The sequence below is a fragment of the Streptomyces sp. Y2F8-2 genome (assembly GCF_014905555.1).
GTDB lineage: Bacteria > Actinomycetota > Actinomycetes > Streptomycetales > Streptomycetaceae > Streptomyces > Streptomyces cynarae.
The window spans coordinates 410,394-424,728 of record NZ_BNGS01000003.1 but is presented as its reverse complement, the minus strand read 5'-3'; the positions used below and the strand labels follow the sequence as shown (position 1 = coordinate 424,728).

General features: G+C 71.6%; 16 protein-coding genes. 10 read left to right on the top strand and 6 right to left on the bottom strand.

Annotated elements, in window-relative coordinates; translation table 11 throughout:
• Window positions 1-88: 88 nt before the first annotated feature.
• A complete protein-coding gene (locus tag SY2F82_RS11960; protein WP_200418979.1) occupies window positions 89-787 on the bottom strand; it encodes a PH domain-containing protein in 699 nt (232 codons plus the stop codon).
• A 125-nt stretch (window positions 788-912) separates the two neighbouring features.
• Between SY2F82_RS11960 and deoC the strand changes: the two genes are divergently transcribed.
• Genes deoC through SY2F82_RS11945 form a run of 3 tightly spaced genes read left to right on the top strand, consistent with a single transcriptional unit; the run spans window position 913 to window position 4,233 of the window.
• A complete protein-coding gene (gene deoC, locus SY2F82_RS11955; protein ID WP_200418978.1) occupies window positions 913-1,872 on the top strand; it encodes a deoxyribose-phosphate aldolase in 960 nt (319 codons plus the stop codon).
• A 5-nt stretch (window positions 1,873-1,877) separates the two neighbouring features.
• Entirely contained in the window at window positions 1,878-3,341 is a 1,464-nt protein-coding gene (locus SY2F82_RS11950) for an aldehyde dehydrogenase family protein (RefSeq protein ID WP_200418977.1), read from the top strand.
• On the top strand, window positions 3,334-4,233 hold the full coding sequence (locus SY2F82_RS11945) for an aldehyde dehydrogenase family protein (protein ID WP_200418976.1): 900 nt from the start codon (window positions 3,334-3,336) through the stop codon (window positions 4,231-4,233). The genes SY2F82_RS11950 and SY2F82_RS11945 overlap by 8 nt, the downstream gene beginning before the upstream one ends.
• Window positions 4,234-4,347: 114 nt before the next feature.
• Here SY2F82_RS11945 and SY2F82_RS11940 read toward each other — a convergent pair whose 3' ends face one another.
• Window positions 4,348-4,773, bottom strand: a complete 426-nt coding sequence (locus tag SY2F82_RS11940; protein WP_200418975.1) for a hypothetical protein — start codon at window positions 4,771-4,773, stop codon at window positions 4,348-4,350.
• A 129-nt stretch (window positions 4,774-4,902) separates the two neighbouring features.
• On the opposite strand from SY2F82_RS11940, the gene SY2F82_RS11935 reads away from it, so the two are divergent.
• Window positions 4,903-5,538: a uridine kinase gene (locus tag SY2F82_RS11935; RefSeq protein ID WP_236041363.1), complete on the top strand. Its 636-nt coding sequence runs from the start codon at window positions 4,903-4,905 to the stop codon at window positions 5,536-5,538.
• A 159-nt stretch (window positions 5,539-5,697) separates the two neighbouring features.
• On the opposite strand, the gene SY2F82_RS11930 is transcribed toward SY2F82_RS11935, so the two are convergent.
• Window positions 5,698-6,471 carry a SigE family RNA polymerase sigma factor gene (locus tag SY2F82_RS11930; protein WP_200418973.1) on the bottom strand — a complete coding sequence of 258 codons (774 nt, stop codon included), beginning with the start codon at window positions 6,469-6,471 and terminating at the stop codon, window positions 5,698-5,700.
• 263 nt (window positions 6,472-6,734) lie between these two features.
• Between SY2F82_RS11930 and afsQ1 the strand changes: the two genes are divergently transcribed.
• From afsQ1 to SY2F82_RS11905, 5 genes are all read left to right on the top strand, one after another.
• A complete protein-coding gene (afsQ1, locus tag SY2F82_RS11925) occupies window positions 6,735-7,412 on the top strand; it encodes a two-component system response regulator AfsQ1 (protein WP_103837555.1) in 678 nt (225 codons plus the stop codon).
• Complete coding sequence (locus SY2F82_RS11920; RefSeq protein ID WP_200418972.1) at window positions 7,409-8,974, top strand: HAMP domain-containing sensor histidine kinase; 1,566 nt, start codon at window positions 7,409-7,411, stop codon at window positions 8,972-8,974. Before afsQ1 ends, SY2F82_RS11920 begins: the two co-directional genes overlap by 4 nt.
• Window positions 8,971-9,681 carry a hypothetical protein gene (locus tag SY2F82_RS11915; RefSeq protein ID WP_236041362.1) on the top strand — a complete coding sequence of 237 codons (711 nt, stop codon included), beginning with the start codon at window positions 8,971-8,973 and terminating at the stop codon, window positions 9,679-9,681. Before SY2F82_RS11920 ends, SY2F82_RS11915 begins: the two co-directional genes overlap by 4 nt.
• 79 nt (window positions 9,682-9,760) lie before the next feature.
• On the top strand, window positions 9,761-10,312 hold the full coding sequence (locus SY2F82_RS11910; protein WP_200418971.1) for a VanZ family protein: 552 nt from the start codon (window positions 9,761-9,763) through the stop codon (window positions 10,310-10,312).
• Between the two features lie 129 nt (window positions 10,313-10,441).
• Window positions 10,442-10,648, top strand: a complete 207-nt coding sequence (locus tag SY2F82_RS11905) for a PspC domain-containing protein (RefSeq protein ID WP_200418970.1) — start codon at window positions 10,442-10,444, stop codon at window positions 10,646-10,648.
• A 71-nt stretch (window positions 10,649-10,719) separates the two neighbouring features.
• On the opposite strand, the gene SY2F82_RS11900 is transcribed toward SY2F82_RS11905, so the two are convergent.
• Together SY2F82_RS11900 and SY2F82_RS11895 are read right to left on the bottom strand one after the other, a co-directional pair.
• Window positions 10,720-11,070 (bottom strand): ATP-binding protein, encoded by a 351-nt coding sequence (locus SY2F82_RS11900; RefSeq protein ID WP_200418969.1) that lies wholly within the window; start codon window positions 11,068-11,070, stop codon window positions 10,720-10,722.
• A gap of 131 nt (window positions 11,071-11,201) precedes the next feature.
• Entirely contained in the window at window positions 11,202-12,356 is a 1,155-nt protein-coding gene (locus SY2F82_RS11895; RefSeq protein ID WP_200418968.1) for an adenosine deaminase, read from the bottom strand.
• A gap of 113 nt (window positions 12,357-12,469) precedes the next feature.
• On the opposite strand from SY2F82_RS11895, the gene SY2F82_RS11890 reads away from it, so the two are divergent.
• Window positions 12,470-13,231, top strand: coding sequence for a prolyl oligopeptidase family serine peptidase (locus SY2F82_RS11890; RefSeq protein ID WP_200418967.1), 762 nt, complete (start codon window positions 12,470-12,472; stop codon window positions 13,229-13,231).
• 86 nt (window positions 13,232-13,317) lie between these two features.
• Here the strand turns inward: SY2F82_RS11890 and SY2F82_RS11885 are convergent, their stop codons facing one another.
• Window positions 13,318-14,280 (bottom strand): LysR family transcriptional regulator, encoded by a 963-nt coding sequence (locus SY2F82_RS11885; RefSeq protein WP_200418966.1) that lies wholly within the window; start codon window positions 14,278-14,280, stop codon window positions 13,318-13,320.
• Between the last annotated feature and the right edge of the window lie 55 nt (window positions 14,281-14,335).

Sequence of the window (14,335 nt, the reverse complement as noted above, 5' to 3'; positions counted from 1 at the left end):
CACCTCCGCAACGTGCGCTCACCCGAGCCAACCCCCGGGCAACCCACCCCACCCCCGCCTCAACAGCTCGCCGAGCAGCCCGCCCGGCTCAGCCCACCGCCAGCAGAATCGCCAGCACCACCGCTCCCGCGACCGCCGGCCCCGCGATCTCGTAGGCCCAGCGGACCGTCACCTCACCCTGAGCCGTCTCCTCCTGCTCTCGGGTCTCGTGCAGCTGGCGCAGGTCATCCACGATCTGGTCGGTGGCGGCGCGGACGGGACCGGTCGGGCCTGCGGGACCCACTGAGCCGGCGTCCAGTGCGCCGGGGCCGAAGGGCCGAGGCCGCAGCAGCCGGTCCTTCCCGCGATCCCCGGCCCCGGCGGCCCGCGCCTGCTGCCGTGCCGCCCTCTTGCGTGCCCGCATCGACACGGGCACCGCCCACAGCTGGTACTTGGTGCCGGACTTGGCGATGACCTCGTTCGAGTAGCCCGACCGCAGGGCGGCGACCTGGCCCCAGGGCAGGACGATCACGCGGAAGGGGTTGCGGATGCGCAGCCGCTCGTCGTTGGCGTACACGGCCGGCCGCAGGGTGAAGGCGACCACCAGCGGCACGACGAGGATCATCGCTGCGAGCGCCAGCCACGGGGTGCGGCCGTGGCCGGTGAACAGGGCGTCGAAGCCGAGCCACGCGACGATGGCGAGCAGCAGGACACCGCCCGCGATGCCTCCGGACGACCGGTGGACCCGGTCCCTGAACTCGGGGGCCGGCGGCTGCGGCGCTGGTGACTCGTGCTCGGGCGTCGTCATGGTCCCGATTCTGCACGACGGGGCCGGCGCGGTCGTGGGCGGTCTCGGCGGCATCGCGTCGGCGTTGCGATGCGCACACGGGGGTGTACAGCCGCTACGCGCGTAGATATGCTCGGCTGGTGACCATGCCCACCACTGCACCCACAGCACACGCCCTGTCGGACGTCACCGCGTCCGACAGCACGCTGCGCCGCTTCCTCCACGGGCTGCCCGGCGTCGACGCGGTCGGCCTCGAGGCGCGCGCCGCCTCGCTCGGCACCCGATCCATCAAGACCACCGCGAAGGCGTACGCCATCGACCTCGCCATCTCGATGGTCGACCTGACGACGCTGGAAGGCGCGGACACCCCGGGCAAGGTCCGGGCGCTCGGCGCCAAGGCGGTCCACCCCGACCCGACGGACCGTACGACCCCGTCGACCGCGGCGGTCTGCGTCTACCCCGACATGGTGGCCGTCGCCAAGGAGGCCGTCGCGGGCTCCGGCGTGAAGGTGGCCTCGGTCGCCACCGCCTTCCCGGCCGGCCGTGCCGCCCTCGACGTGAAGCTGGCCGACGTGCGTGAGGCCGTCGCCGCGGGCGCCGACGAGATCGACATGGTCATCGACCGCGGGGCGTTCCTCGCCGGCCGGTACCTGAAGGTGTACGACGAGATCACCGCCGTGAAGGAGGCCTGCGGGACGTCCGCCCGCCTGAAGGTCATCTTCGAGACCGGCGAGCTGTCGACGTACGACAACATCCGGCGCGCGAGCTGGCTCGGCATGCTGGCGGGTGCCGACTTCATCAAGACCTCGACGGGCAAGGTCGCGGTCAACGCCACGCCCGCCAACACCCTCCTCATGCTGGAGGCCGTGCGCGACTTCCGCGCGCAGACCGGCGTCCAGGTCGGCGTGAAGCCGGCCGGCGGCATCCGCACCAGCAAGGACGCGATCAAGTTCCTCGTCCTGGTCAACGAGACCGTCGGTGAGGACTGGCTGGACAACCACTGGTTCCGCTTCGGCGCCTCCTCGCTGCTGAACGATCTGCTGATGCAGCGTCAGAAGCTGGCCACCGGCCGCTACTCCGGCCCCGACTACGTGACGGTGGACTGATCACCATGGCATCCGCATTCGAGTACGCACCGGCGCCCGAGTCCCGCTCGATCGTCGACATCGCCCCCTCCTACGGCCTGTTCATCGACGGCGAGTTCACCGAGGCGGCCGACGGCAAGGTCTTCAAGACGATCTCGCCCAGCACGGAAGAGGTGCTGTCCGAGGTCGCCCAGGCCGGTGAGGCCGACGTCGACCGAGCGGTGAAGGCCGCCCGCAAGGCGTTCGAGAAGTGGTCGGCGCTGCCCGGCTCCGAGCGCGCCAAGTACCTGTTCCGCATCGCCCGCATCATCCAGGAGCGCAGCCGCGAGCTCGCGGTCCTGGAGACGCTGGACAACGGCAAGCCCATCAAGGAGACCCGCGACGCCGACCTGCCCCTGGTCGCCGCGCACTTCTTCTACTACGCGGGCTGGGCCGACAAGCTGGAGTACGCCGGGTTCGGCCGGAGGACGACGAACGGGCACAGCGGCTCGAACCCGCGTCCGCTGGGCGTCGCCGGCCAGGTCATCCCCTGGAACTTCCCCCTGCTCATGCTGGCGTGGAAGATCGCCCCGGCGCTGGCCACCGGCAACACGGTCGTCCTCAAGCCGGCGGAGACGACCCCGCTGTCCGCCCTGTTCTTCGCGGACATCTGCCGCCAGGCAGGCCTGCCCAAGGGTGTCGTCAACATCCTCCCCGGCTACGGCGACACCGGCGCCGCCCTCGTCGCGCACCCGGACGTGAACAAGGTCGCCTTCACCGGCTCCACGGCCGTCGGCAAGGAGATCGCCCGCACGGTGGCGGGCACGAAGAAGAAGCTCACGCTCGAACTGGGCGGCAAGGGCGCCAACATCGTCTTCGACGACGCCCCGATCGACCAGGCCGTCGAGGGCATCGTGAACGGCATCTTCTTCAACCAGGGCCAGGTCTGCTGCGCGGGCTCCCGTCTCCTCGTCCAGGAGTCGGTCCAGGACGAGCTGCTGGACTCCCTCAAGCGCCGCCTGTCCACGCTGCGCCTCGGCGACCCGCTGGACAAGAACACCGACATCGGCGCGATCAACTCCGCCGAGCAGCTGGCCCGGATCACCGCGCTCGCCGAGCAGGGCGAGGCGGAGGGCGCCGAGCGCTGGTCCCCTGCCTGCGACATCCCGGAGAGCGGCTACTGGTTCGCCCCGACCCTCTTCACGAACGTCACCCAGGCCCACACCATCGCCCGCGACGAGATCTTCGGCCCGGTGCTCTCCGTCCTCACCTTCCGCACGCCGGACGAGGCAGTGGCCAAGGCGAACAACACGCAGTACGGCCTGTCCGCCGGCATCTGGACGGAGAAGGGCTCCCGGATCCTGGCCGTCGCGAACAAGCTGCGCGCCGGTGTCGTCTGGTCCAACACGTTCAACAAGTTCGACCCGACCTCGCCGTTCGGCGGCTACAAGGAGTCGGGCTTCGGCCGCGAGGGCGGCCGCCACGGCCTGGAGGCGTACCTCGATGTCTGAGAAGTCCGAACAGCAGCGGCTCACCGTCTTCAAGACCTACAAGCTGTACGTCGGCGGGAAGTTCCCGCGTTCCGAGAGCGGCCGGGTGTACGAGGTGACCGACTCCAAGGGCAACTGGCTGGCCAACGCCCCCCTCTCCTCCCGCAAGGACGCCCGTGACGCGGTCGTGGCCGCGCGCAAGGCGTTCGGCGGCTGGTCCGGTGCGACCGCCTACAACCGCGGCCAGGTCCTCTACCGCGTCGCGGAGATGCTGGAGGGCCGGCGCGACCAGTTCGTGCGCGAGGTGGCCGACGCGGAGGGACTGTCCAAGTCGAAGGCGGCGGCGGTCGTGGACGCGACCATCGACCGCTGGGTCTGGTACGCGGGCTGGACCGACAAGATCGCCCAGGTGATCGGCGGTGCCAACCCGGTCGCGGGCCCGTACTTCAACCTCTCCTCCCCCGAACCGACGGGCGTGGTCGCCGTACTGGCCCCGCAGGAGTCGTCCTTCCTCGGCCTCGTCTCGGTCGTGGCCCCGGTGATCGCCACGGGCAACACGGCGATCGTGGTCGCCTCCGAGAAGGCCCCGCTGCCCGCCCTGTCGCTGGGCGAGGTGCTGGCCACCTCCGACGTCCCGGGTGGTGTCGTGAACGTCCTGTCCGGCCGGACGGCGGAGATCGCCGCGCCGCTGGCCGCGCACCAGGACGTCAACGCGATCGACCTGGCCGGTGCCGACGACGTCCTGGCGAAGGAGCTGGAGATCGCGGCGGCGGACAACCTGAAGCGGGTTCTTCGTCCACAGTCTGTGGATTACTTCGAGACGCCCGGCATCGAGCGCATGACGGCCTTCCTGGAGACGAAGACGGTCTGGCACCCGACGGGTTCGCTGGGCGCGTCCGGTTCGTCGTACTGACGCCGGTCCGCGGGGCGGCCGACGGACCGCCCGCCGCCCACAGACGGCAGAGCCGCGCTTTCCCCCGTCCGGGGAAGCGCGGCTCTGCGTCGTTGGCCGCCGGTCGGGAAGCGGTCAGCGCAACGCCCCGACCACCTGCCCGACCACCGGCACACCGCCGAGCGACTCCGCCTCGGCCACCGGCCGGGTCAGGGACCGGGACGACAGCGGTTTGAAGTCGGCGAGTTGGGTGGCGACGCCGTTGTCGAGCGGGTCGACGCCCGTGCCGGCGAGCGGGTTGGGCTTCAGGCCCGCGAGCGGCCCGGCCGCATACCGCACGGGCCCGGTGACGTACCCCACGGTCCCCGTCAGTGCCGACACCCCTGCCTGCGGGTCGACCTTGCCGAGCGACGTGGGCCGGGTCCGCATCACGTCGGCCAGCGGACCGCCGTCCGCCGCCGACGCCGAGGCGGCGCCCGCCCCCAGGGCGACGCCCGCGGTCGCGAGAGCGACGAGCGCGCGCTGGGCGGTGGGGGACTTGGGGGAGGCGTGTCGTGCCATGGCTGCTGCCACCTTCTTGCTGCGAAACGTGAGGATGTCGCCACGCAGCGTAGTTGAGGTGTGATCTGCGCTCCAAACGTCGACCCGCGGGGTCCGCAGGGTGTACGGAATGCGTCACACTGGTGTCTCGTGAGTCTTCATCCCCCGGTCCCCGCCCGCGTCGTGCTGCTGTGCGGCCCCTCCGGCTCCGGCAAGTCCCTCGTCGCCGCCCGCTCGGGCCTGCCCGTGCTGCGGCTCGACGACTTCTACAAGGAGGGTGACGACCCCACACTGCCCCTGGTGGAGGGGAGTTCGGACATCGACTGGGACCATCCGCAGTCGTGGGACGCGGACGTCGCGGTCGCGGCCATCGCCGAACTGTGCGCCACGGGCCGTACGACCGTGCCGGTGTACGACATCGCCCTGAGCGCGCGTACGGGCGAGGAGACTCTGGACATCGACCGTGCTCCGGTGGTCATCGCGGAGGGCGTCTTCGCCGCCGAGGTCATAGAGCGCTGCCGGGAGCTCGGGGTGCTCGCGGACGCGCTGTGCCTGACCCGGGGACCCCTCACCACGTTCCGCCGCCGCTTCCTGCGCGACCTGAGGGAGGGCCGCAAGTCGGTGCCGTTCCTGCTGCGCCGCGGCTGGCGGCTGATGCGCGCCGAGCGGTCGATCGTGGCCCGGCAGACGGCGCTCGGCGCGTACGCCTGCGACCGGGACGAGGCACTGAGCCGTCTGGCCGCGGCGGCCGCGGGACGGCGGGCGTCGGTGGGTACGGCGGCGTAGCCCGTCCACCCGAGGACCGCACGGAAACGAGCACGGGAAACAAGAAACGGGACTGGTTGGACCCCCCGGCCCTCCAGTCCCGCTCCCTCTTGCTCCCCCGTGTTCCCCCCGCGGTTTCCCCCGGTACCGCTCCCCCGTTCCCCCGTGTCCCCCCGTCCCTCAGGCGACGAGCTCGCCGAAGGACTCCTCCTGGTCACGGCCGAAGCTGAGGACCTCGTCCTCGCGCAGCCGGCGGAGCGACCGCCAGATGCTCGACTTCACCGTGCCCACACTGATGTCGAGGATCTCCGCGATCTCCGGGTCCGTGCGGCCCTCGTAGTAGCGCAGGACCAGCATGGTGCGCTGGAGTTCCGGCAGCCGGGCGAGCGCCTGCCACAGGACGGCGCGCAGCTCCGTACCGCGCATCGCGTCCGTGTCGCCGGGCGTCTCCGGCAGCTCCTCGGTCGGGTACTCGTTCAGCTTGCGGCGGCGCCACGCGCTGATGTGCAGGTTGGTCATCGTGCGCCGCAGGTAGCCCCCCACGGCGGCCTTGTCGCTGATCCGGTCCCACGCCCGGTAGGTCGAGAACAGGGCGCTCTGCAGCAGGTCCTCGGCCTCGAAGCGGTCGCCGGTCAGGTGGTAGGCGGTGGCGTACAGGGAGGCGCGGCGCTCCTCGACGTAGGCGGTGAACTCCGCCTCCGTCGCAGAGCGACGCTCCCCCGAGTCCTCCCCGTACGCGGCTCCCCCGTGAGCTTCCCCCGTGTGAGCGTCAACCACCGTCATGAACCCGGTGTGCTGACGCCCGGTGCCGCGAGCGCACCCCCGTCCTCCCCCAAGCTCTCGACTACGCTCGAGCAGGGAGGTACCCCCATCCGCTCCGGACTTCTCGCCCCGGGTCACGTCGTGCAGACGCGTGACCACTGCGCTGGTGCTTGTGCCCTGCAGCGTGTTCATCTCGCGCCCCCCGTCGTGGAGTCCCGGTCGTCGGCTCGCTTCCTTGCCTGTGCCGAAGAGCTTGCCCGGGCCAGTTCATGGCCGTGTCCGTCGACTGTCACAGAGCTGTCACAGGGGTCGGCCGGAGCCATGCCACAGCCCGCTCACAGAGGGGAGCGATACGGCTACGCAGGCGTTGCGGGCAGTGGCGCCCTGCCGTGCGGGAGGGGCCGGAGCAGCCCGACAGTCGAAAGACGGCCACGGCATGGGCCAGAATGACCCCCGTGCCTTCCCTGTTGCTGATCGAGGACGACGACGCCATCCGAACGGCCCTGGAGCTCTCTCTGACGCGCCAGGGGCACCGTGTGGCCACCGCTGCCACCGGCGAGGACGGTCTGAAGCTGCTGCGCGAGCAGCGGCCGGACCTGATCGTGCTGGACGTGATGCTGCCCGGCATCGACGGGTTCGAGGTGTGCCGGCGCATCCGGCGCACCGACCAGCTGCCGATCATCCTGCTGACCGCGCGCAGCGACGACATCGACGTCGTGGTCGGGTTGGAGTCCGGCGCCGACGACTATGTCGTCAAGCCCGTGCAGGGGCGGGTGCTGGACGCCCGGATCCGGGCCGTGCTGCGCCGCGGCGAGCGCGAGGCCAGCGATTCGGCGGCCTTCGGCAACCTGGTCATCGACCGGGCCGCGATGACCGTCACCAAGAACGGCCAGGACCTGCAACTGACGCCGACCGAGCTGCGGCTGCTCCTGGAGCTGAGCCGGCGGCCCGGACAGGCGCTGTCCCGGCAGCAGTTGCTGCGGCTGGTGTGGGAGCACGACTACCTGGGCGACTCGCGGCTGGTCGACGCGTGTGTGCAGCGGCTGCGCGCCAAGGTGGAGGACGTACCGTCCTCGCCCACGCTCATTCGTACGGTCCGTGGGGTCGGATACCGGCTGGACGCCCCTCAGTGACCGATTCGCCAGGGGGAATCCGCGGCTGGGCCGCGGCTCGCAGGACCGTACAGTCCCGTCTGCGCTTCACAAGTCTGCGGCTGCGCCTGGTCGTGGTGTTCGGGCTCGTCGCGCTGACCGCCGCGGTGTCGGCGTCCGGCATCGCGTACTGGCTGAACCGGGAGGCCGTGCTCACCCGCGCCCAGGACGCGGTGCTGCGCGACTTCCAGCAGGAGATGCAGAACCACGCGAGTTCGCTGCCGCCGCACCCGACACAGGACGAACTGCAGCGCACCGCCGGTCAGATGGCGAACAGCAGCCAGCGCTTCAGTGTGCTGCTGATCGCGCGGGACGAGCGCGGGAAGACGGTCGTCGGCAACTCCGACCTGGACTCCTTCACGCTGGAGGACGTGCCCGCGTCGCTGCGGAAGGCCGTCGACAAGCAGCAGAAGGTGTCCTCCACCAACAAGTACGCCCACCACCTGTACTGGCAGCGGATCGTGGAGGGCGGCAAGCCGTACCTGGTGGGCGGCGCCAAGGTGATCGGCGGCGGTACGACCGGCTACATGCTCAAGTCCCTGGAGCCGGAGGCCAAGGACCTCGACTCGCTCGCCTGGTCGCTCGGTATCGCCACCGGTCTCGCGTTGATCGGCTCGGCGCTGCTCGCCCAGGCCGCCGCCACGACCGTGCTGAAGCCGGTGCACCGCCTCGGCATCGCCGCCCGGCGCCTGGGCGAGGGCAAGCTGGACACCCGGCTGCGGGTGTCCGGCACGGACGAGCTGGCCGAGCTGTCACGGACGTTCAACCGCGCCGCGGAGTCCCTGGAGAAGACGGTCGCGGACATGAGCGCCCGCGAGGAGGCATCCCGCCGCTTCGTCGCCGACATGTCCCACGAGCTGCGGACGCCGCTGACGGCGATCACGGCCGTCACGGAGGTGCTGGAGGAGGAGCTGGACGCGGAGACCGGCAGCGTGGACCCGATGATCGAGCCGGCCGTGCGGCTGGTGGTCAGCGAGACCCGGCGGCTCGGCGACCTCGTCGAGAACCTGATGGAGGTCACCCGCTTCGACGCGGGCACGGCCCGGCTGGTCCTGGACGACGTGGACATCGCCGACCAGATCACCGCGTGCATCGACGCCCGCGCCTGGCTGGACGCCGTCGAGCTCGATGCCGAGCGCGGCATCATGGCCCGCCTGGACCCGCGCCGCCTCGACGTGATCCTCGCGAACCTGATCGGCAACGCCCTCAAGCACGGGGGTTCGCCGGTACGGGTCTCGGTGCGCGAGGAGGGCGAGGAGCTGGTCATCCGGGTGCGGGACCACGGCCCCGGCATCCCCGAGGACGTCCTGCCGCATGTCTTCGACCGCTTCTACAAGGCGAGCGCCTCCCGCCCGCGCTCCGAGGGCAGCGGCCTCGGTCTGTCCATCGCGCAGGAGAACGCGCACATCCACGGCGGCAGCATCGGTGCCGCCAACTCCCCGGAGGGCGGGGCGGTGTTCACGCTGCGCCTGCTGCGCGACGCGTCACCGCTGATCGAGCAGGAGACGCGGAACGGGAACGGCACCGAGGAGAGTGCACGATGAGGGCACGGGGCGGACGCCTGACGGCGATACGGGGCGGTCGCCCGGCGGTGCTGCCGGGCGGACGCCGCGTGGCCGTACGGGGCACACGCCCGGCGGCGGTACGCCGCGCGCGCCACTGGCTCGCCGTGCCGTTGCTGGCCGCGCTGCTGGCCGGCTGTGGGATCCGGGCCACCCAGGTGCCGACGGACTTCGGGCCGGCGCCGTCCCGGGTGCCGTGCGCGCTGTCCGGTGCGGACCTGGCCACGCAGGCGGGCCGCGGCGTTCCCGTCCAGGTCTTCCTGCTGTGCGCCTCGCAGCTGGTGACGGTGGACCGTTCGGTGCACATCCCCGACGGCACGGCCGAGCGGCAGCGCCGGGTGCTGGTGGCCCAGGGGCTGCTCGACCAGCTCGCCATGACGCCGTCGCCCGCGGAGAAGCAGGCCGGCTACACGACGGACGTGGTCGGCGGCATGACGGTGAGCGGCCCGCGCGGCAAGGACCCGGAGGGCACGTTCCGGCTCAGCAGCCGCCTGCAGGACCTCACCTCCTCCGCCCTCGGGCAGATCGTCTGCACGTTCGCCGACTCGGAGGCGACCGCCGCCGACGACGGGACGGTCGTCCTCGGCGGCCCGGACGACCGGCCGCTGCGCCGCTACCGGTGCACGGCTCAGGTGCGGTCGCACCCGGGTGCGGTGGCGCCGCCGTCGACCGAGGTGACCGGCGAGTGAACCGTGGGGCGCGCCACTGAGGTGAGCGACCCCGTCACGAAGGGGAACCGATCGTGCCGGGAGCGGCGTCTAGGGGGGCGTGCAGCGTCAAGGCTCAATCGGCGGCAGCGCCGCGATCCGCGTCCGTGTGACAGGGGGTGTCCTCCTCGTCGCACACCTGGCGCTCGTCGCCTGGATCACGCTGCGCCCGCTGGACGTGCCCTGGGTGAGGCCCGCCAACCTGCATCCGTTCGCCGGTATCAGAGCCGATCTCGCGCTGGGCTGGCCGGAGGCCGCCCGCCGTATCGGCGAGGGGCTCGCGCTGCTCGCACCGCTCGGAGTGCTGCTGCCCATGGCGGGCGGGCGGCTCGTCGTCTCCCCGCTCGCCTCGCTGGCCCGTGCGGTCGCCGCGGGCACCCTGATCTCCCTGGGCATCGAGCTGCTGCAGACCGGGGTGCCCGGACAGGTCGTGGACATCGACGCCATCCTGCTCAACACGGTCGGGGTGGCGCTGGCGCACCTCCTGGTCGTGCCCGCGGCACGGTTCCGGCTGCGCCGGCGGATGGAGTCCCGCGGCCCGGACGCCCACCCGCGGGAGGAGCCCGCTCAGGGTCGGACCCCGACGATTCCCAGGGTCGGGATAGCTCCGTAGAGTGACGCTTCGTCCGCTTCGCCCCCGTAGCGTGGAACACGTCGAAAGCGCCGATGAGTTCGGCGCCGGCCCCCGGAATTCCGGCAGCCGCCGGAGCGGGGTTCCACCACGGTTCGCGAAGGAGCCACGATGACCGCCCTGTCCCGCCCCACCCACGGACGGATGATCGGCGGAGTGTGCGCAGCGCTGGCACGGCGCTTCGGCACCTCCGCGACCACGATGCGCGTGATCTTCCTGCTGTCCTGCCTTCTTCCGGGCCCTCAGTTCCTGCTCTACATAGCCCTGTGGATCCTGTTCCCCTCGGAGGACAAGGCGGCGGCCGGCACGGCCTGGTGACCTGCCGACCGCACGTACGCCGATGGGCGCCCCGAGGGGGGCGCCCATCGTGGTCGTGGGGGCGGGTTCGCTCAGCCCAGCGGGAGGCCGTTCACCGGCAGGCCGTGCGTGGGCAGCCCCTGCACCGGCAGCCCGCCGAGCAGCCCGGCGGCCGGCGCGACGGGGCCGTTGCGGAGGGCCTTCTCGGCGGCGGGCTGCGCGGCGGCCACCACGGTGCCGAGCGCGTTCTGCCCCTGCCCGAGCGCCTGGTCCGCGCCGGGCAGCGTCTTGGCGACGTTGCCCACGGGCAGCGCCTGGGTGACGGAGTCCAGTGCGGCGGTGTCCGGCACGGCGGGAGCCGCGCTCGCGACACCCGCGCCCGCGGCGGCGAAGGCGGCGCCGAGGGCGGCGACACCGAGGGTCCTGGCAGCAGACTGCTTCATGTTAAATGCGTCCTTGGGTCCGTTGACGGAGATCTGAGCGGTCCAAAACCGTAAACACGCGCCGACGGCCTCCGCAAACATACGAATACGGCCGGACGATGATCGACCGGCCGTAGCGAAAAAGCCCTCCGTCAGCCCTCGGACGTCGCGGAACCCCTGGTGGAGGCGCTCTGCTGGAACAGCCATTCGGATTTCAACTCGGCGTATCCAGGCTTGATGACGTCATTGATCATCGCCAGTCGTTCATCGAAAGGAATGAATGCTGACTTCATAGCATTGACGGAGAACCACTGAAGGTCGTCGAGCGTGTAACCGAATGCCTCGACCAGGTGGTCGAATTCCCGGCTCATGCTCGTCCCGGACATCAGGCGGTTGTCCGTGTTCACCGTGGCCCGGAAGTGCAGCCGCCGCAGCAGCCCGATGGGGTGGTCTGCGTACGAGTCGGCGGCGCCGGTCTGGAGGTTGGAGCTCGGGCACAGCTCCAGCGGGATGCGCTTGTCCCGCACGTAGGAGGCGAGGCGCCCGAGCTTGACCGTGCCGTCCTCGAGCACCTGGATGTCGTCGATGATGCGCACGCCGTGTCCGAGCCGGTCGGCGCCGCACCACTGCAGGGCCTGCCAGATGGACGGCAGCCCGAAGGCCTCCCCGGCGTGGATGGTGAAGTGGTTGTTCTCCCGCTTGAGGTACTCGAAGGCGTCGAGGTGCCGGGTGGGCGGGTATCCGGCCTCCGCTCCGGCGATGTCGAAGCCCACGACCCCCAGGTCCCTGTACCGGTTGGCGAGTTCTGCGATCTCCAGGGCGCGGGCGGCGTGCCGCATGGCGGTGAGCAGGGCGCCCACGCGGATGCGGTGGCCGGCCGCCTTGGCCCGCCGCTCGCCCAGCCGGAAGCCCTCGCTGACCGCCTCGACGACCTCCTCCAGGGTGAGCCCGCCCTCCAGGTGCTGCTCGGGCGCGTACCGCACCTCGGCGTAGACGACCCCGTCCTCGGCGAGGTCCTCGGCGCACTCGGCGGCCACGCGCACCAGCGCCTCGCGGGACTGCATCACGCCGACGGTGTGGGAGAAGGTCTCCAGGTACCGCTCCAGGGAACCGGAGTCGGCGGCCTCGCGGAACCAGACGCCGAGCTTGTCCGGGTCGGTCTCGGGGAGCTGGGCATACCCGCTCTCGTGGGCGAGGTCGATGATCGTGCCGGGGCGCAGACCCCCGTCGAGGTGGTCGTGGAGCAGGACCTTGGGAGCCCGGCGGATCTGGTCCCAGCTCGGGGTGTTCTGGTGCTGGCTCGTCATTGCCGCACCATACGCCCTACGCGCGTAGAGCACGGGGTGCGGCAAGGCGTCGATACCCAACGGTGACCCGTCGGCCAGGTTTGGCACACCGTCGCTTCTGACACTGTTCTGTCATGGCACATCAAGCGACGCCGGTTCGCAGGGCCCGGCTGGGGAGGGCGCTCGGCCCGGAACCGACGGCGGTGAGCGGTGCGGTGCTGCTGCTCCCCGGTGGTGACGAGATGTCCTCCCGAAGACCGCTCCCTGTGATGGCCACCGCCTCGGTCCGCGCGCTCGGCCGCCGGCTGACCCGGGCCGGGCACGGCGAAGGCCTGGTCACGCATGTCGTGCACTACCGCTACCGGGGCTGGAACGGCAGCGAGGCGCATCTGGCGCAGGACGCCGACTGGGCCGCCGAGGAGGTCGTCCGCCGCTACGGGGACGTGCCCGTCTGTCTGGTCGGCCTGGGCATGGGCGGCCGGGCGGCGCTGCGCGCGGCCGGGCACACGGCCGTCGAATCCGTTGTCGCGCTGTCCCCTTGGCTGCCCGAGGAGGACGTGGCGGCGCCACCCGAACCGGTGAAACAGCTCGCCGGACGCCGGGTGCTGATCGTGCACGGCACGAACGACGAACGCACGGACCCGGAGCTGTCGTTCCGCCTGGCGGCGCGCGCGAAGAAGGCGAACCGCGACATCTGCCGCTTCGAAGTCCACTCCGACGGCCATGGGTTGCACCAGTACCGCTCGGAAGTCCACGCCCTGGCCGAGGACTTCGTGATGGGCTCGCTGTTCGGACGGGCGTTCTCCCGTCCGGTCCAGGACGCACTGGCGGCTCCGCCACCGCTGGGGTTGAGGATGCCGCTGGCGGCGGGGTTCGGGAGGTCGCTGAGGAGGTGAGCCGGGGGCGCCCCTTGAGGGCGCGGGACCGCGTCGGCATGCGGCGCCTTCGCGCGGGCGCGAGCGACCACGACGAACCGGTGCCCTCAGTCCGGCAGAAGCCGTCCCCTCCTCGACAACAGGAACTTCTTGAAGGCCGCCACCGGCGGCGTGTCCACGTGCCCCGCGAGCCACGCCACGCCGATCTCCCGCACCGCCCGCGGCGCGGTGACCGTGAGCTCCACGACCCCGGGCCGAGGCACGGCCGGCGGTGGCAGCAGAGCCACCCCCAGACCCGCCGCGACCAAGCCGCGCAGCGTCTCGGCCTCCTCGCCCTCGAAGGCGATCCGCGGCTTGAACCCCGCCTCGCGGCACAGGTCGTCGGTGATGCGCCGCATCCCGTACCCGGGCTCCAGGGTCACGAACGTCTCGTCGGCGGCTTCCGCGAGCCGCACGCGCCTGCGGCTCGCGAGCCGGTGGTCGGCGGGCACCACGAGCCGCAGCTTCTGCTCGTCCAGGCGCCGGGCGACCAGATCGGGCGCGTCCGGCACCGGAGAGGTCAGGCACAGGTCCAGCTCTCCCGCCCGCAGCCGCTCCAGCATCGCCTCGCCGTAGTTCTGCACCAGGCTGAAGCGGACGCGCGGATGGTCGGCGCGGAAGGCGTGGATCAGCCCGGGCACGGTCTCGGCGCCCATCGTGTGCAGAAAGCCGAAGGCGACCTTGCCGGCGGCCGGGTCGGCGTCCGCGCGCACCTCCTCGGCGGCCCGCTCGATCTCCGCGAGCGCACGCTCGACGGAGGCGAGGAACGTGCGCCCCGCCGGAGTGAGCGCGACCGTGCGGCCACGCCGGGCGAACAGCTCCACGCCCAGGTCCTCCTCGAGCCGGACCACGGCCCGGGACAGGGTGGACTGCGGGACCTGCATCTCCTGCGCGGCGCGCGTGACGTGCTCGGTACGGGCGACGCCCGCGAAGTACGCGAGGCGCGGCGCGAGCAGCGTGACGATGTCTTCTGCGTCACTTGTGTCACTGAACGATGACAGGCGAGCGGCCGACCTCTGCTGATGCACCATGGGAACGATTATGGCTGTTCTGTGCATTGGACGGATCAGTGATCGTGTCCGTACG